Genomic DNA, 16,130 nt, shown 5'->3' with positions numbered 1-16,130 from the left:
GTGTCTTTGGTGTAATCAATATAGATACGCTTTTTATCTGTCTCTACACTCACCATATCCTCATTCATTTTTCCTGCCGAATGAAGGATGCAAAAAAGCTCTGACTGTTCTGTTTTTTGCGTAAACATATCATAGGCTGACCGATAAAGAAGGTCTTCACTGTGAGCCACATACCAGGAATCAGTACACTGTACACAGGGGATGCTGAATACAGAGTTAGTCGGCCCCAGTGAAAGAAAACGGACAATCATTGTCCGCCCCTGCATAGTACCTTTAAGTAACGCTTTTACTTCCGTCAATCCTTCCTCGCGCTCAATCTGCTTGAGGGTATTGCTAAGTGAATCGTCTTTAGGTACAAGATACTTGGTTACCTCACGGTCACGACCCTGATCTTCTATCCCATCAAAGTGATAAGTATGCCCGGAAATAGCCAATGGCTTTTCCTCACCACTAGACACTGCTTGTTGGCGCACATAAGCGATATCTTCTGAAGAATCGCTACAGATAAATATTCTCTCAGGATTACAGAGTTCGCAAGACTCAGCAATAAACCGCTGAATTTTGGGATTGGCTATTCGCTCCAGTTTCTCATAATCACGTTCACTCAATTTGGATTCCAATGCTTCTAGATACATTTTCGACATCGCCCTTCCTCCTTTTTTTAAAAAACGCTTATAAAACAACAAAGCCAACACCGCTTCCTGTTTTCCGCTTATCGCAGAAACTTGGAACCTCAATGTTGGCTTACTTCGCAACAACCCCTTATATTCTAATGGGTCCTTGCCTCAGTCTTCCAAAATATTACCCGTCTGTCAGCTTTATTCTAAAACAAAAAAAGAATTTAGTCAATATCTTGTGCTGGCTGGGCACATAGGTAACACTTTTTGTTTTAAAATTTATCCTCCAAATCTTGATCTAATGTAAAAATAATAATTCTCTCGCCTGTTTTTGTGCTTATGTCTGTATGCAGGTTTTTTGTCTGACAAGCGGTAATATCTAAAATTATATTTTCCAGCAAAAGTCTCGCACCCTCTAATAACTGCATACGTGTCCTTTTTATTAATTCAGCTCCCTCAGCGCTCTTGGCTAATTGCTCCTCGGAAAGCGTAAGCACTCCTTTGAGGCGAACCAAGACCATATCCTTTATAATATAGGTCTTTGTCTCCATAGGGCCTCTGCCCATATATTCTTTTTCAAACTTTATTATCGCCTCGCTGATTTGAGCTTCTATCTCTCCTTTTGTCCTCTTTCCCATAAGTTATTCTCTTTTTTAGCTATTTTATCTAAAATTTATAACCACAATTCGGATTTAAGACGTTTTATTTCTCTATTAATATCGTCTTCGCTCATATTATTTAGCATCCTCTCCGGTACTCTTCCATTATTTTGTAGATATAATGTTATTAACATCTTTGAATTCTTGTCTCCCAGCAAAGTCTTGAGGACTTATTGGGTTATTGGAGTCGTATGGATTTATAACCATGACTATCCTTTCTCGTTAAATTATCGCAATTATCGGGAAAATCGTAAGTTTTATACTATATCCTTTTAGAAAATAAGTCAATGTGCTGTGCTGGGCACATACAGAAATGAATAGGTACATCGTGACCCACCCTCTAGGGACAAATAAGGTGCCTTATGCGAAGTTGTCGACATGCCATTTTTGCCAGATTAATGAAAAATGGACGTTTTCTTTACTACTTGTTATCCTTTTTTGGATATGGTCAAGTATATCAAAATATCTAATCTTTAATACAGGTATGTTATGTGCTGGAAAAAACATTAATAAAAGACACCTAGCTTGCTTAAACGATTTGCTATAGCAGTCGGCTTTCTTTGAAACATCTTAGATAATTCATCAATTTGTTTACCTTTAGCAAATTGATCTTTTACGGAAACATCTTCTTCTTTACTCCACCTCAAATGAGATCGTGCGTATACCCCGCGTTCTATACCAGAATCAACCTTTCCCATAAATCTAATTGCCTTCCCTACCGCAGCACGAAATTCACTAGCGCATTCTTCAAAGACCATAATTCGACTGTGCCTATAGCTTCCTTTTTCGTCTCTCTTTGATTCGCTGATAGTTAAGTACTTTGCTCCCTGGCTAGACTCTTTTACATCAAAAAAATACGTCCGATTTCCCGCGCGCACTTTATCGGAAAACAACTCTTTTTTTGTTTTATCCATATCCGGCCCCCTTTCATTATTCCTGTTGCACTTACCTTAAGCTACTTTCGTATTCCGAAAATTCCTATATTCGCATTTACTAGATACCTTGCAATGGTGGCATTTTTCTCTGCTAATATTGGCACTCGTTTCAACGAAACGGCAAGAGCTAACATTCCCCTGTCTCATTTTACGAATATTCATAAGACATTCTTTTAGTTTGCTTAACTTATTCTCCTTTAACTCAATTTTAGCTACCTTCTCATCTCCGTAAATGAGAAGCCCAAACTCAGCTTTTTGGAAATTAGCCCTTGCCAATAATATATGCGCAACCATTTGTATTTCTTCATCTTCGTATATTCTGCCGTCTTTTAATTTTCTCGACTTAAAATCTATCGGAATATAGAGCCCGTTAAATAAGCGGAATATTCTGTCAGGTTTTCCAGAAATACCATAATCCTGATTGTAGAATATTTTAGATCTATAACCTTTGTCTTTGTAAACATACTTCCCCAATCTTTTAAATCGAGGTTTTTTATTTAACTCCTCTTTGGAAATAAAAAAATTTAATTTCAGCTTTCTTATTTTTCGCGAAGTTGTTATCCTGTTAACCAATAAAAAAAATAGGAGAACAGGACAAAAAATAAATAATGGCTCTATTACTCGATAAATTAGAAATAAAATAATTTTATTTATCATGTTAATACTTTGTCTCTAATTTTCTATGTTGCTGTTTTCTTCCATATAGTCTTTTCTTTTTATCTTTTTCCATAGAAGCGCCTACTTTTCCCATAAAACCATACAGATAAGCATAAGGGCAGAAAAAATACTGTTTAATTTCATCAGTTGTTATAAAATTACCTTCTGCTTTCCCATAACTTGGTTCTACGATATGCTTTCCTGTGGGTTTTTCCCCACAGATGAGAGCATCAAAATCATCCTTCTTAATTTCGCCGGCAAGACCGAGTGCTGCCGCTCCTTTCCCGAACCAGTGTCCAACCACATCTTTTTTTTGATAACAGTCATCGTGAATCAAATGCTGATAATAAGCTTCTGCTTGTTCAACAGTATCAATGCTTCTAACAGTTAGCCCTCCTGCTTCCTCTTCTTTATTCCCATTCATTGATACCACATATTTAATTATATCCTTATACTCTCCCAAATCCACTTGCCATTCATGGCTCGATCGCTCTTTCCACTCGTCAAACGCCTTTCCCCTGTGTTTTTCAAAAGTATTTCTACTGCAATTATTGACTCTCATAAAATGCTCAACAATTTTTTCGTAATCTAATTTCCCTTCATCCGCCAAAATATCTGCATGACCTATATGCTTAACATGGTGGCACAGATCACAGAGTGCGATGAACCCAACAAGTCTCTGAATATATCCTTTATCATCATATTCCCAAATTTCATGGCAATTCAATCTTCCCTTAGTACTACAAATTCCACATCTGTATCCGTAGCTAGCGTAAACCCTCTTTCGTATTTTATTCCAATCCTCTTTTGATGTATGTTTTCTTAAATTATCATACCACGATGCGGAAGGGACTAATTCAATCTTCAGTCTGATTTCTTCAGGTCTCTCATTCATTTTGGTTTTCCTTTTTCTCTTTCAAGCGAGAAATAAAAACTATTTCTGCAAATCCAGTATGTCTATCTGATTGAATAATATTTACCCTAATATTTTTAATAAATTCCTCTTTTTTAAAAGGAATTAAAAGACTCCCTTTTTCTGCTGTGGTCGAAAATGAGATCCTTTTCCCATTATTAATCTTTATATTTGCAGACTTAATTACACTACCGTCAGGCCTATATAACAAAATCCCCATACACTTTTGCGAGCTTTTTAAACGAATATTAAGCCACCCAGTTTTATCATCTAAACACTGCCATGTGCTAAAATCATTATTTATCGCCCGTTTAGGGTACCCTGAACTGCCATAGTGGCAACTTGAAGCCGTTGCTTCTCCCTTTGGGGTATAATACTCAGTTTGCGCAAGAAGTTGTATGGCTTCTTCTTTACTTATTGTCTTAATAACAAAATCTCTTTCAGCCCATGCTTTCATATATTCTAATGTTGCCTTTATCTCTTTTACCTTATTTTCTGATATTGGCATAAAAGCAAAGTATATTCCTGTCACACGTCCGGTTACATCTACCTGATCAAGTATAATATTTTTTGTTTCGTCATCGGCAACTGTTTTCAAGACTGCTATTCCACCCTTTTCAATTCTACCTGAAAAAGGAATCGATCCACCAATTATAAGTTCTTTAATAATAGTACCGGTAAAAAGAAGTTTTTTAGGATCTTTGTTTTCTACGAAGATATACCAATCGCGTATCTTCTTCTCTGTCCCACCAACAAGACCTGACGCATTGACTATTGCTGAGAACATTTTCTTCCGGAGAACAATATCTTCTTGCTTTTCTTTATCAAGTTGCTCTTGTTTTATTTTTTTTCTTTTCTCATCCAGTTTAATTTCTGCATCGAGTTTTTTACATGCTATACGCAATATTTTATCTGATTGATCTGATTTTAGTTTCTCTGCTTCTTTGCTTCCTGCTAGAATTGCCGGTTGATATTTTGATATTGGTTCTTCTACAAAATACAGCACTTTGTGCTTTTCGCTAATTTCTACTTGAACTTCCCATTGATCTCCAACTTGTTTGGCAAACGCTTTCCCATTAATTGGAACACTCTTTGTTTTTGGAAAAACAACCTTCACAATGGAAGTCCCTTCAATATAATCAATCTGTTCTACCAGATCTTCTCTAGGAATAACCTGCGCAGAAAAAATAGTGATAATTTCTCCGAGCTTGCCCGAGGAACTCCATTCTTCTGCTTTTAAATCTACTATTTTTAGCGCTGGAGGTAATTTGTACTTTAGCGCGCCTTGAATAAGGTCATTAGATGGGCGTTTCTTAATTACGCCGCAACCAACTATTGAAACTACTAAAAATAAACACAAGATTGTCAAATACTTGCTATGTGCTTTCATTTTTATGATCCTTATTAATTTTTGTTTCATATTCTTTTAACCCTATATGTAAAAGAATAAACATGAGTAGCCACGGGCTAAGCCAGATAAAAAAAGTTCCAAACAATAGTTGATAACTAGGGGAAAAGAAAAAAGCCGGCAGTACAAATGAGGCACCAAACCCTATAGTTAATATTCCTAACCAATATTTCGTATCTATATTAAAAAGAAATCCGGATGTACCTAAAATAATCCCGATTGCCATAGCAACTCGCCTGAAAGTATCTATTTTTATATCCAACAATACAGGAAGAAGAAGAGCAATTATTACCAATCCTGCGATTAGCTTTAATTTTTCGAATGTGGTTTTTTGTTTAATTTGCCGTCTTATATAGGAAAGACTGTTCCTGACCCCCTGATTTAAAACATACTCCTCAACAGCCTCTCTAACTTGCTCACTAATACTGCTATTGTTCTTTTTGGCAAGTATTTCTAAATCTTGCAATTGATTTTCATAAAGTCTTAAGCCTACACGTTTTTCTTTATTCATTTTTGCCATTTTTAAACCTTTTGCATATAATTAAAAATTCAATCAATTTTAATCTTATCCCACATTCTCGTTTTTTCAGGATCTGTTTTCTGCTTTTGCTTTTTGCTCTCTCTTTCTTTCTTTTCTTTCACCGCTTCTACAATATAGTCTGCAATAGCTTCACTATCCGTATTTTTGCTCTTTACGCCTATATTCTCAGGCTCTTGCTTATAATGCTCAAACCTAATACCAATTCCTTCTACCTTTGTTACTACCCTGGAAAACAGTATAAACCATTGTCCATATGCTTCTACCGTTACATCAATTAACGCATCAGCTCCAGCATCCTTAATTGCCTCATTAAGCGCGTCCCTTGTTGAGTTACTTCCTGTTACAGGGATAAACCCCAGTATAAGAAACCTACTATCAGTTGCTGAGGTATATCCAAGTGTATGATATGGTTTGTTATTAAGAGGTGTACTTGAAGCTGAAATACCTCCCGGAACACAAGCGCATCCTGCTAATAAAAAACACACTGATCCCAATAGAACTAATTTTAAATATTTTACTTTCTCACCCATCACATTCCTCCTCTTAATATTTTTGCCCACATTCCTTTCCTTTCTGTTTTTGCTTTAAGTTCTGCTCCTTGTAAAAACTGATCATACTTATTTCCCGTAATATCTTTTTGACAATATTCTGCAAGTCCCATCCTTACCAACTCCCAATTTAACATTAAGCCTTCTTTCCAGACGTAACCTACCCATGCTTTTTCTTTCTTTGTTTTCTCAAATTCAACTGTGATATATGGATGTTTAACTATCCCCTCGATAAAACTCCTTATAAAAGTAGTTGCTTCCGGCCAATATTCTTTTGGGACGTTAACCCCGGCAAGTTTTACGCTGTGCTCCTTTAATCCTCGCTTTACAATTATCTTTTCAGGAGTAACTACCTTTATAAACTTAACCTTGCAATACTTGCCTTTTATACAGCCCTCTTTGCCTTCAAATATGTCCACAACGCCGTAAGCATAGGACGTTACCAGGCAAACTAATACAGGCACAGTAATAACTTTTATTAAGAGATTAATAGGTTTTAATAAAGCTTTCATAAGTTTCCCTGGGTTTATTATTGAAACCACAAGCCAACAACCAAATATTTACCGTTTTCTTTAGATATGGCCATTTTGATCAAAACATCATTATTGGTTTCATTGAACTGGCCTTTCCATAGAACTACTGTCTCAGTTTCTCTGTTTAAGAAGCCGAGATATTTATATGACTTCCAGTTCCCAATTTGAGCTTGTACCTGATCATATTTTTGCATAAACATTCTCCTGGATGCTTTAAAATCTTTTGAATATTTTTCGGCATTACTCGTTTTAATGCCATCCAGAATGTTGTTCAAGATTGGATTAGCGATATTCTCTATTATCTCATCAGCATTGCCAATTACCTCAGCAAACCCGAAAACAGGCAAAAAGCTTATGGCAAAAACAATTACTATTCTACGCATAATTTTATTCATTTTTACACCTTTCCAACCTTTTTATTTATGGGACATTAGTGATTTGGGGTTCTAGACATAAAACAATTTTTGTTTTTTTATCAATAAACCTGACTTCTTCTGTCGTGAGCTTTGCCACTTCAACTCCAAGCGATTGAAGTTCTTTTTCTATTCCCTCTAACATTATTTTTTTTATTAGAAGTTTCGCCATTTCTTTAGAAGAATCAAATCCCGACAATACAGGTAGGAGACTTATTTGTTTCTTCTGCTCTTTAAACACGCTGTCGATCCCATCAATAATTGTATCTGTATCAAACCCTATATCTTCTGCCTCTATCTTTATACATATTTTGCTTACAGATTCCTCTAAGTTACTCAGTTTTTTGATAAGACAATCATGTAAAAGCGGTGGATTATCAAATAAGTTTTCCCAATATTTTGTGTAAATTTCAATTAAATAGCTCTTGTAAAGTAAACTTTCTAATTCTTCTGGTAATTTTTGTTTAAATGTTTTTTTGCCCATAAAAACTCCTTTCTCAGTTGATTAAAGTTGTTCCTAAATAAATAGCTAATCCTGTAAAAAAGAAACAAAAACATAGCTTAACAGTTGCTAAATGCTTCCTGTAAAAGTCTGTAACTCTATCAGTCCTGCTCCCAGCAATACAAGCTATCCCAACCAGGATAAGAGGAAGAACAAAAGCCAGATTATAAACCGTCAAGAGTTGGATGGCCCTGGCAATTCTATTTCCTGTTTTAAGCATATATAGAATGGTTGGTACATATTCCTGGCCCGTACATACAAATTCCAGCAGAGATATAATAATTCCCAGTGGCAGCGCAATTATAACAGCTCCTTTTGTGTTTCTTATTAATCTGCGAGCAATATTATTTAATCTTTCCGGTGTTTTTAACACCATTTCTCTAACTCTCCCCAGTTTAGCTTTTCTGTAGTCAAAGAATGATTGAATAGCAAAGTATGTACATAACATTACTGCAACTAAGTCGATTATTCTTCTAAAACTGTAAAACTTATTTATTCCCTTAATTATTCCCAGCCCAAACGACAGATACGCGATAAACACACCTGAAATAAATAAAAACACTGCAAGGTTTCTTCCTCTTTTTTCTCTCACCTGCAGGAAAGAAATAAAAAATATTAAAACAGTAATTGCACAAGGGTTTACTCCGTCAAGCAAGCCTGCAAAAATAACTACCGGTAGAGAAATTGAAGTAAAAATGCTTTCCAGTTTTTCCTTACCCCCAGTATTACAAACTGGCAGACATTTGCCAGGATCTCTCATAGCCTCACCTAACTTAAATACTTCTTTCTTCCCGACTAAAGCACAGCTTCCGATAAAAACAGCGGGGCACACAAGCCTTCGGCCATGTTTTACTTTATAAGCAGTATCAAAGGTTATTCTAGTCTCAACTTGATCTTTTAGTTCTTGATTGTGTTTTGTAATTTTAATCCTATTCTTTTTTGAGTACCCGACTATATATTTATGATAAGGATCTCCTGCAATAAATGAGCTTAACAGGTTATCTGCCTTATCGCAGTTTCTGCATCCTTTATCATAAAAATAGTGCAGGGTAATATCATTTGCAAATGATATGGAAGAAAGCCCTGCAAAAAAAGCAAATAATATAAAAGCAACTAATTTTTTCTGTCTCATTGTTCTCTTTCCTGAGCTTTTAATTTTTTTACTTGCTCTAGCCATTGCGAAATATCTCCATCAAAATACTTAAAAGGCGTTATGTCTTTTCTGTATTTATAACAATCCCAACATACAGGCGATCCTTTATCTTTTGGACTCCCGCATCCTCGGCAAACTTTTTCATCTCGCATAGTTCTTTGCATAGTTCCTTCATTTTGCTCAAGCCATTCAAATTCACTAAGTATTTTTTTGCTTCTACTCATTAATGATACTTCCTTATTCTCTTTTCTGCTTCATTCCACCTCTCACTAAAATCAGTAACATAATCTCCAACACGCGAATAGTGTCTTATAATTCTTGGGCGATGATCAACTTTGTCATCCTGGACAAAGACTGTTTCTTTATCTGCTATAACATACCTTGATTTTTTTCTTACCATTCTGCTTTCACATGGAGGTACCAGGATATTAACAGTCCCTGATCTTCTTAGTTTATTCAGCCAAAGTTCTCCTGTCTCCCTGTGCATAATCCTGACATCTACTCCACGTTGTTCTGCTTGAAGAATTGCATTAACTATCCCGGGATTGACCTCATCTGAAAGATTATCTTCATATTTAATGTCGCAGATCCATAGGGAGCTTTTAGCTGATTTAATAACCTTTAGCATTTCTTGATAACTATATTCTTTTTTCACTACTATTGTCGGCTCAACATGTCCTTCCATGCTAGTAAATGTAATAGGTTTTAGCGAATTACAGCCTGCTAAGAAAATAAGCATAACTGCCCCGGCCAAAATTGCGTTCTTAGAAATTCTTTTACTTAACATCCCTTTTCTCCTTTTCTTGTTTTCTACATATATAACAGATAAAGTTTTGATTTTAGACATTTTATTTTCAATTTTCTTTAATATTTCCGGATAATATTTTTCTGCAGGTATCTTTAAACTTCCCCTCATCTACAAAACCGCTCATTTTATATTTTGTGCCGTCGGGTCCCGTAATTATCATACTGGGATAGGTTGCGATTTTATAGAGATCGTGCTCTCCGCCATCGAAGCTATATTTAAAGGGGAATTCTTTTAATTCTTTATCTATTGCTTCTTTTGCAAAACCCCTTGGGTTTATAGATGCTTTTATTATTATGTTCTTGTTCTCTTTTATATATTCCTGCAATATTTTTGTTTCATCATGACAATAAGGGCATTCAGGTCTGATAAAATAGCTAATTAAAAGCTGGTTTTTTATTCCTTTTTCTCTTAAAAACTTATTAATCCCTCCGGCTTTCTTTATATCAACCGGATTGTATTCCCCCCCTTCCGTTGTGAAATACGTCCCGGAAAGTTTCATTTTCTCCGCTGCCTTTGCAAGAACCTTTTGAGCCTCTGCAATCCTTTCCATTTTTTTCTCATTCCAGAGAAGATATTTTCTGGCATTTTCTTCGGTAGGATTGGTAATATAATCTAATACTGCTTTAGGGGGTTTATAGTATGTTAAAGTTCCGTCAGGCGTTTTAGTAACTTCTGTCCAGAATTCCCTGTCGTTTACATCTAGCTTTTTTTCTTCTTTTTTTTCAGGCTTGGTTTTTTCTTGTAACACGGGTGTGTCGGGAGATATGGGTTTCTTCTTTTTGCCAAAGAAATCAATTCTGTCATATCCAAAATTCACTGCGAATGACTGAGTGACGGATAATCCTACTATTAAAAAAAGAATAAGGAATCTATTTATATATTTCTTCATACAGCTTTTCTAACTCCACATATGTCCCTGCTATTTTATGATAAGTATCATTTTTAACAAAAACATAGCTTGGAAATCTCCTTATATCAAATTTCCTCGCCATTCCAGCCTTTGAATAAGGATCTACTGCTAATTCCAACTCATCCAAGTATTTTACTTTCCTAAAAGCCCTTATTGTTTTATCTCCCTTTGTTCCCAAAAAATCCATTACCAGATATCCTTCAATCTGAAAGCCGCTATGATTATCTTTGAATTCTTTGACTTTTGTCATTGTTTGACTTAAAAACGGCTCTTTATCTGTAACAAAAAACATTAAACCTTCAATCTTTGGCTGTTTGCTCTTTTCTATAAGCTGTGTTATCTCGTTTTTAGGATGTTTTTCTGAAATAGGTTGCTTCTGTACGATCTTCCCCTTTTTCCCGCAACCCTCACAGGGCTTTTTCTCGATTGTTTTAATTGTAATTCTCGGACCTTCTTCCTTCTCTTTACCAAAGAAGTCAATTTTATCGTATCCAAAATCTACTGCAAATAACTGGGCGCGGAATAATCCTACTATTAAAAAAAGAATAAGGAATCTATTTGTATATTTTCTAATCATCTCCCGTACCATTTCCACACGCAATAGCAACAAACATACTTCTTCCAGAATAACCACATGTATTTCCCGTCTTTAGACACCTTTTTCATATCCCATAATGCAGGATTTTTCCCTGGAAACATACAACCGCCAAGAGTCGGCCGTATCATTTGGATTTTATCCGTCATTAAAACAGGATAAGGAAGCCTTTGGGTAACAACGTGGCGTGTTCTGTCTCCGGGCTTTGGTAATCCGCATATTTCTAATGCTCTCCACGCGTCCGCAGCGCTTCCTACAACCTCGCTCTGATGTGTAAAAAAGCCTCTTCTTGGATACATGAAGCCCCAATAGCCCATACATAACGACTTTGCCCAATTAAATGCCATATCAATCGGAGTTTGCGCTTGTGAAATTGTTAGATATGTTTCTCCTGCATATTGACCTGCTGCTCCAATCATGGCGCAAAAGCCGGGAATCGCTGATAAAGGAACCGTAGACAATGTCTTTGTATGCAGCCATTCCGTTAGTCCAAATCGCCATTCCACTGCATCTAGTTCTGACACATAGGAAAGTCCATATTCAGTCTTACTCCCTGTCCCTTCCGGACATTCAAACTTACCATCCATCTCTTCTAGCTTGTCTATGATCTTCTTTGATAACTTTTTATTAAGCATAACATGCACCTCGTTGAACTGAAGATTCGATCCATCTAGGGTAGAGGTAGTGGTTCCTGAATACATAGGAATGTTACTCTGCGCAACTGCCGCGCTCTTCGATGAATATTGTCCATCTCCGGGTTTTTTAACTGTCTCAATGTATATCTCCGGCAACCAAAATGTTACAGTAATTCCCAGCCCTATCCTTGCTTTTGTACAAATACATAAACCGCTGAATCTTAGATCTACACAGCTCCAATCTATGCTGTCATCTTCAGCCTTAACACCTCTTGAAAAACAAATAAGCAAAAAAAATAAAAACGTTAATTTAAATCCCTTCGATAATTTCAATTTCGCCTTTCCTCATTATAAGCAACGCAGGATATGATGTTATTCCAAACATTTCAGTAGTAGAATCGTTTTGAGCTACCTGCATTGGGCATTTCAGCCCTATTTCTGCCCAAAAAGCGTATGCTTCTTCTATCGTGTTATAACCAATGCAAATTGCTGCGCTGATCTTGCTTTGCCATACCTTTGCCGCATTTATTGAGCTTTCGTCTTTACATGTAAAAAAGAATATTCCCTGAGTCCTTTCCAACAATAACTCATCTTTTAGTTTTTTAATTGTTCTTTTCTGTGATCCTGTGTGTCTTTTAAGTTTTGTGTGAAAACCAGGCAGCTTAATTTCTCTTTTATCTTTTACTTCTTCCATACCTTCTTTCACTATTGTTGCCATTTCTTTTTCAAATTTCCCTGTTCTTTTTGCAATTACATTGATTTGTTCATCGGATAGCTCGATATATTCGCCTCTTACGCCAAGATCAATGACTTTTTCTGAGTAGCAGGGGAGAAAGGCGAAGAACATAAGAAAGCAGCAACATAGCGCAAAATAAGTTGCTTTTAGCCATGTTTTTCTTCTACTCATAACTCATTAATCCTCCAATCCTTTCGCTATTTTTCTCTTTAACCACTCATCTTTTTTCTTTTGCTGTTCTGCTTCTCTTTTAATGTTTTTTTCTTTCTCAAGAAGCTCTCTGCGACTATACCTTCCTGTTTCTGTAGGGCGTGTATAATTAGCATTCGCTTGACGGATTTGCCCTATAATATCACTTGGCATTAAGCCAAAAACTGCAAACTCGTTTTCGCGGCCAAATCTCTCACCCAGTACTTCTTTAGAAGTCAAAACGCACCATAAATAAGTGCCCATAAGAAGCATAAGTAAACCACTAACTGCATAAAAAACAAATACGAAAAATTTTCTTCGGAAATAGTTGTTGCTTACTATTAACGTCAGGAATATAAACACAACAAAAAAACCGAGACCGACTATATAGAATTGTTCTACCATAGCTTTACCCTACCTTTCCTGCAGCAGACGATGCTGCAGCTGCAACATTCCCCGTAGGAATTTTCTCCGGCCGCACCATAGATGTCACTGTCCCATTAATAAAGACCCAAGATACATAAGGAGTTAAAATTACCAGCAAAACTGTTAAAGTAGGCATCTCTAAATTGTTCATCCAAAAAGAACTCTTCCCTGACACCATAGTTATTAACCCGCCAGCAAAGGTTCCCACCAATCCTGCTATCGCCCAGCATATAGTCCAACTGTGAACCCACAGCACAGTAGTAAAAAATTTCAACATTGCACCAAGTCGCCCAGGTAGTAATGCCAATAAAAAAATAATAGGCGAAGCTGCATATAATAGTAGTAAACATGCTCCTTGAAGATACGGTAACACCCTTACAACTGTTGAACACATCCCCAAAAATGCTGGAATAGTAAGAAGTTGCCCTATGCGTCCTAACGCTTTGGCACCAGCTGCGTCTGCAAAAAAAGATCCTGTAGGCGATATGTTTCTTACTATCTGTGCGCTTGAGGCAGGGTCTCCGCTTGCTTTTCTTTCAAAATTTCGCACAATATCCTCCAAAACTTGGTCTTCTAAGCCTACTCCACGAGCCCTTCTACCCATAGCAAATGTCCATCCTCCTCCAATACCTGGAATTTTATACCATATTTTTTTGAGAAGACTTCCCATCCGCTCCAATGCCGTAAATTGCCTTTTTGCATCTTGTTTCAGAAGCTTTCCTAACTTGTCATAAGCCTCATTACAATACATTGGCACTCCATTAACGGTAGTTGTCCACTCAGTTCCCTTTCCTTTAACATGTTTTTCATACATTTTTATATAAGCTTCATTACCTATAAAATTCTTTGGCCCGGTTACTATTACTCCTTCATTTTCACATGTAGTTATAGCTTTTGAAGTACAATCTGCAACAAACCTTAAATAATTACCCCTGGCATTCTCTCCCATACTTAATGCAGATACTTCTGCCTGCAATGTGACAAAATCCAAAAAAACCGCGTGATAGTCCCCTCCGCTAATCATATATGCTATTGCATTAGTTAGCTCATCTATACTCTGTACTATTTTAAAGAAAACTACTGGTACTCTTACGCTTCCCATATCACTTTTAAGTCCCTTGAATTTTTCAAACACTTTGTCTGCAGATTCTCTACCTGAACGAGGTTGTATATTGTTAATACTAATTACCATTTTATGACTTACAAGAATTGAAAATAAAATTATCACAAGCAAGTAGTTTATAACCGACGAACTCCATGGACCTTCGCCATTCATAACGCTTCGCCAAACAATAACTACCAAACTAATTGCAACTACCGTTATGTAGGCCACTTTCAACATAGATAGCACTTTCCCGCATATAGACAATCCCAAAAACATCAATACTGAATCAACTGGGAAAGCGCCTAATTTAATCACTTTTTAAACGCTCCACCTGCCATCTTAAATAGCTCTTTTGCCTTTTTTCTATTAATCCCTCGAAGAGCTTTGTATTCTCTAAACGCTTCTTTATATCGCCCTAGACATAAGTAGGTTCTCCCCAGATAAAAATGCACATCATCATGGCGTTTTTTTACTCCTTTCTCCGATATCGCTTTTTCCAAATGTGAAATAATTACGAGAGCCTTTTCTTTTTCCATTTTGTTGAAAAGATTCATCGGAAACTTATCAAAAGCTAAGCGATACCAAGTCTCCCCGATATAAAAATGTGAAGCAGCCGCACAGGAATGATTAGGGTTAATTTCTAATGCCTTTTCAAATTCTAGTACTGCTTCACGATCCTTAGTTCTGTCGTTCCTCATTATCAAACACACACCCAATGCATGATGTCCCGTTGCAAAATCAGGCTTGATTTTTAGCGATTTTCTATATGTGTCTTCTGCTTTCTGATAGTGAAGAGGCCAATCAAAGCAATGAGAGCTCCGGAGATCACATAAATTACTTTGAAACCCTATTTCTAACCATCTCGCTACACTATAGTGCCCCCTTCCAATATAATACTGTCTTTCAAAAGATCCATCCTCAAGATTAAAACGCTCTGCCGGATTATCCTTATAAATTTCAGCCATTTTTAACGCTTCAAGAGATATCGAACAAACTATTCCAAGGGTTAACGCTATTTCCGAATCATCAGGCGCATATTGCGCAGCATTGCATAACCACTTCCTAGCCTCTTTATACTGCTTTAATTCAAAATAATACTCCCCTATTCTATAACGCGCTCTAGGACTTTTATAATTAATTTTAACTTCTCTTTTAAACTCTTTCACGGCTTTAGCATGTTTCTCTTTTATATGCTCGTCTTTTGAAAAAATTCCACTTTTAGCAAGATGAAGATATGCCAATCCCAGTTGACGATGTCCTTTGGCATCGCTAGCCGATCGCGACCAAATTCCAATGCTCTCTTTCCAAAAAATAATTCTATTTACAATATCCAAAACCTCATCAATCCCCTTAAGACTATTTAAATAAGGAGTAGAAGAAACACTTTTACACGCCTTTGCTCTCTTTAGCCATACCCTCGCTTCTTTGTAACGTCCCAACGCAGCATAATTCTTACCCACCATGAAATGTGCATCAGCAAGATCAGCATTAAGTTTTATTGCTTTTTTACAAGTTTTTATTGCCTTATCGTATTCTCCAAAAAAGGAATAACAACTTCCAAGCAAAAGGTATAAATCTGGATCCTCGGGATTCATTTGCAGCATATCTTTAAATTCATCAACTGCATTTTTATAATCGTTCACCTCAGCAAACGCTATCCCTCGTTTAAAATGATAGCCAAACTTTTGTTTAGTTTCTTTATATCTCTTATCCCAATCAATTTCTGCAATTTTCTTTGCTTCTTCGAATGTTAGCTCTTTTTTACATCCTCCACACGTTAAACCCAAAAAAGCAATACAAGCTACTAAAAATACTGCTAAACTATATTTAAAATTTTCGGCTCTCAT

Annotated in this window: 21 protein-coding genes; all 21 read right to left on the bottom strand. The window is 36.4% G+C overall.

Going from position 1 to position 16,130, the window contains the following annotated elements:
• Nucleotides 1–644: phosphoenolpyruvate carboxykinase (locus KKC91_07100; GenBank protein MBU0478319.1), on the bottom strand; the 644-nt coding region annotated here is incomplete at its 3' end.
• Between the two features lie 245 nt (nt 645–889).
• Nucleotides 890–1,255: a DUF2294 domain-containing protein gene (locus KKC91_07095; GenBank protein MBU0478318.1), complete on the bottom strand. Its 366-nt coding sequence runs from the start codon at nt 1,253–1,255 to the stop codon at nt 890–892.
• Between the two features lie 527 nt (nt 1,256–1,782).
• Nucleotides 1,783–2,190 carry a DUF3276 family protein gene (locus tag KKC91_07090; GenBank protein ID MBU0478317.1) on the bottom strand — a complete coding sequence of 136 codons (408 nt, stop codon included), beginning with the start codon at nt 2,188–2,190 and terminating at the stop codon, nt 1,783–1,785.
• Nucleotides 2,191–2,226: 36 nt separating this feature from the next.
• Nucleotides 2,227–2,868, bottom strand: coding sequence for a PD-(D/E)XK nuclease family protein (locus KKC91_07085; protein MBU0478316.1), 642 nt, complete (start codon nt 2,866–2,868; stop codon nt 2,227–2,229).
• 1 nt (nt 2,869) lies between these two features.
• On the bottom strand, nt 2,870–3,763 hold the full coding sequence (locus tag KKC91_07080; protein MBU0478315.1) for a relaxase domain-containing protein: 894 nt from the start codon (nt 3,761–3,763) through the stop codon (nt 2,870–2,872).
• On the bottom strand, nt 3,756–5,171 hold the full coding sequence (locus KKC91_07075; protein ID MBU0478314.1) for a hypothetical protein: 1,416 nt from the start codon (nt 5,169–5,171) through the stop codon (nt 3,756–3,758). Before KKC91_07075 ends, KKC91_07080 begins: the two co-directional genes overlap by 8 nt.
• On the bottom strand, nt 5,158–5,709 hold the full coding sequence (locus tag KKC91_07070; GenBank protein ID MBU0478313.1) for a ribbon-helix-helix domain-containing protein: 552 nt from the start codon (nt 5,707–5,709) through the stop codon (nt 5,158–5,160). The genes KKC91_07075 and KKC91_07070 overlap by 14 nt, the downstream gene beginning before the upstream one ends.
• Before the next feature lie 29 nt (nt 5,710–5,738).
• Nucleotides 5,739–6,260 carry a hypothetical protein gene (locus KKC91_07065; protein MBU0478312.1) on the bottom strand — a complete coding sequence of 174 codons (522 nt, stop codon included), beginning with the start codon at nt 6,258–6,260 and terminating at the stop codon, nt 5,739–5,741.
• Nucleotides 6,260–6,790: a thermonuclease family protein gene (locus tag KKC91_07060; GenBank protein MBU0478311.1), complete on the bottom strand. Its 531-nt coding sequence runs from the start codon at nt 6,788–6,790 to the stop codon at nt 6,260–6,262. Before KKC91_07060 ends, KKC91_07065 begins: the two co-directional genes overlap by 1 nt.
• A 17-nt stretch (nt 6,791–6,807) precedes the next feature.
• Nucleotides 6,808–7,206 (bottom strand): hypothetical protein, encoded by a 399-nt coding sequence (locus KKC91_07055; GenBank protein ID MBU0478310.1) that lies wholly within the window; start codon nt 7,204–7,206, stop codon nt 6,808–6,810.
• 25 nt (nt 7,207–7,231) lie between these two features.
• Complete coding sequence (locus tag KKC91_07050; protein MBU0478309.1) at nt 7,232–7,708, bottom strand: hypothetical protein; 477 nt, start codon at nt 7,706–7,708, stop codon at nt 7,232–7,234.
• A gap of 13 nt (nt 7,709–7,721) precedes the next feature.
• Nucleotides 7,722–8,858, bottom strand: a complete 1,137-nt coding sequence (locus KKC91_07045; protein MBU0478308.1) for a hypothetical protein — start codon at nt 8,856–8,858, stop codon at nt 7,722–7,724.
• A complete protein-coding gene (locus KKC91_07040) occupies nt 8,855–9,103 on the bottom strand; it encodes a hypothetical protein (GenBank protein MBU0478307.1) in 249 nt (82 codons plus the stop codon). The genes KKC91_07045 and KKC91_07040 overlap by 4 nt, the downstream gene beginning before the upstream one ends.
• The gene (locus tag KKC91_07035; protein MBU0478306.1) at nt 9,103–9,666 is read right to left on the bottom strand and encodes a hypothetical protein; all 564 of its coding nucleotides are present in this window, start codon (nt 9,664–9,666) and stop codon (nt 9,103–9,105) included. Before KKC91_07035 ends, KKC91_07040 begins: the two co-directional genes overlap by 1 nt.
• 67 nt (nt 9,667–9,733) lie before the next feature.
• Nucleotides 9,734–10,576 carry a conjugal transfer protein TraF gene (locus KKC91_07030; GenBank protein ID MBU0478305.1) on the bottom strand — a complete coding sequence of 281 codons (843 nt, stop codon included), beginning with the start codon at nt 10,574–10,576 and terminating at the stop codon, nt 9,734–9,736.
• Nucleotides 10,557–11,174, bottom strand: coding sequence for a hypothetical protein (locus KKC91_07025; protein MBU0478304.1), 618 nt, complete (start codon nt 11,172–11,174; stop codon nt 10,557–10,559). The genes KKC91_07030 and KKC91_07025 overlap by 20 nt, the downstream gene beginning before the upstream one ends.
• Complete coding sequence (locus KKC91_07020) at nt 11,171–12,160, bottom strand: TraU family protein (GenBank protein MBU0478303.1); 990 nt, start codon at nt 12,158–12,160, stop codon at nt 11,171–11,173. The genes KKC91_07025 and KKC91_07020 overlap by 4 nt, the downstream gene beginning before the upstream one ends.
• Complete coding sequence (locus KKC91_07015) at nt 12,138–12,734, bottom strand: hypothetical protein (GenBank protein MBU0478302.1); 597 nt, start codon at nt 12,732–12,734, stop codon at nt 12,138–12,140. The genes KKC91_07020 and KKC91_07015 overlap by 23 nt, the downstream gene beginning before the upstream one ends.
• A gap of 6 nt (nt 12,735–12,740) precedes the next feature.
• Nucleotides 12,741–13,157: a hypothetical protein gene (locus KKC91_07010; protein MBU0478301.1), complete on the bottom strand. Its 417-nt coding sequence runs from the start codon at nt 13,155–13,157 to the stop codon at nt 12,741–12,743.
• A 4-nt stretch (nt 13,158–13,161) separates the two neighbouring features.
• Nucleotides 13,162–14,598, bottom strand: coding sequence for a conjugal transfer protein TraG N-terminal domain-containing protein (locus tag KKC91_07005; GenBank protein MBU0478300.1), 1,437 nt, complete (start codon nt 14,596–14,598; stop codon nt 13,162–13,164).
• On the bottom strand, nt 14,595–16,130 hold the full coding sequence (locus KKC91_07000) for a tetratricopeptide repeat protein (GenBank protein MBU0478299.1): 1,536 nt from the start codon (nt 16,128–16,130) through the stop codon (nt 14,595–14,597). The genes KKC91_07005 and KKC91_07000 overlap by 4 nt, the downstream gene beginning before the upstream one ends.

It is taken from the genome of bacterium (genome assembly GCA_018812485.1).
GTDB lineage: Bacteria > JAHJDO01 > JAHJDO01 > JAHJDO01 > JAHJDO01 > JAHJDO01.
Note: the sequence above shows the minus strand (reverse complement) of the source record. Positions and strands in the feature narration are given on the sequence as shown.

What these genes read in the sequence shown, in the direction of transcription:
- KKC91_07095 (MBU0478318.1), bottom strand. Translation starts at nt 1,255, where the DNA reads ATGGGAAAGAGGACAAAAGGAGAGATAGAAGCTCAAATCAGCGAGGCG.
- KKC91_07085 (MBU0478316.1), bottom strand. Translation starts at nt 2,868, where the DNA reads ATGATAAATAAAATTATTTTATTTCTAATTTATCGAGTAATAGAGCCA.
- KKC91_07015 (MBU0478302.1), bottom strand. Translation starts at nt 12,734, where the DNA reads ATGAGTAGAAGAAAAACATGGCTAAAAGCAACTTATTTTGCGCTATGT.
- KKC91_07070 (MBU0478313.1), bottom strand. Translation starts at nt 5,709, where the DNA reads ATGGCAAAAATGAATAAAGAAAAACGTGTAGGCTTAAGACTTTATGAA.
- KKC91_07055 (MBU0478310.1), bottom strand. Translation starts at nt 7,206, where the DNA reads ATGAATAAAATTATGCGTAGAATAGTAATTGTTTTTGCCATAAGCTTT.
- KKC91_07045 (MBU0478308.1), bottom strand. Translation starts at nt 8,858, where the DNA reads ATGAGACAGAAAAAATTAGTTGCTTTTATATTATTTGCTTTTTTTGCA.
- KKC91_07060 (MBU0478311.1), bottom strand. Translation starts at nt 6,790, where the DNA reads ATGAAAGCTTTATTAAAACCTATTAATCTCTTAATAAAAGTTATTACT.
- KKC91_07025 (MBU0478304.1), bottom strand. Translation starts at nt 11,174, where the DNA reads ATGATTAGAAAATATACAAATAGATTCCTTATTCTTTTTTTAATAGTA.
- KKC91_07050 (MBU0478309.1), bottom strand. Translation starts at nt 7,708, where the DNA reads ATGGGCAAAAAAACATTTAAACAAAAATTACCAGAAGAATTAGAAAGT.
- KKC91_07010 (MBU0478301.1), bottom strand. Translation starts at nt 13,157, where the DNA reads ATGGTAGAACAATTCTATATAGTCGGTCTCGGTTTTTTTGTTGTGTTT.
- KKC91_07075 (MBU0478314.1), bottom strand. Translation starts at nt 5,171, where the DNA reads ATGAAAGCACATAGCAAGTATTTGACAATCTTGTGTTTATTTTTAGTA.
- KKC91_07065 (MBU0478312.1), bottom strand. Translation starts at nt 6,260, where the DNA reads ATGGGTGAGAAAGTAAAATATTTAAAATTAGTTCTATTGGGATCAGTG.
- KKC91_07030 (MBU0478305.1), bottom strand. Translation starts at nt 10,576, where the DNA reads ATGAAGAAATATATAAATAGATTCCTTATTCTTTTTTTAATAGTAGGA.
- KKC91_07080 (MBU0478315.1), bottom strand. Translation starts at nt 3,763, where the DNA reads ATGAATGAGAGACCTGAAGAAATCAGACTGAAGATTGAATTAGTCCCT.
- KKC91_07035 (MBU0478306.1), bottom strand. Translation starts at nt 9,666, where the DNA reads ATGTTAAGTAAAAGAATTTCTAAGAACGCAATTTTGGCCGGGGCAGTT.
- KKC91_07090 (MBU0478317.1), bottom strand. Translation starts at nt 2,190, where the DNA reads ATGGATAAAACAAAAAAAGAGTTGTTTTCCGATAAAGTGCGCGCGGGA.
- KKC91_07000 (MBU0478299.1), bottom strand. Translation starts at nt 16,130, where the DNA reads ATGAGAGCCGAAAATTTTAAATATAGTTTAGCAGTATTTTTAGTAGCT.
- KKC91_07040 (MBU0478307.1), bottom strand. Translation starts at nt 9,103, where the DNA reads ATGAGTAGAAGCAAAAAAATACTTAGTGAATTTGAATGGCTTGAGCAA.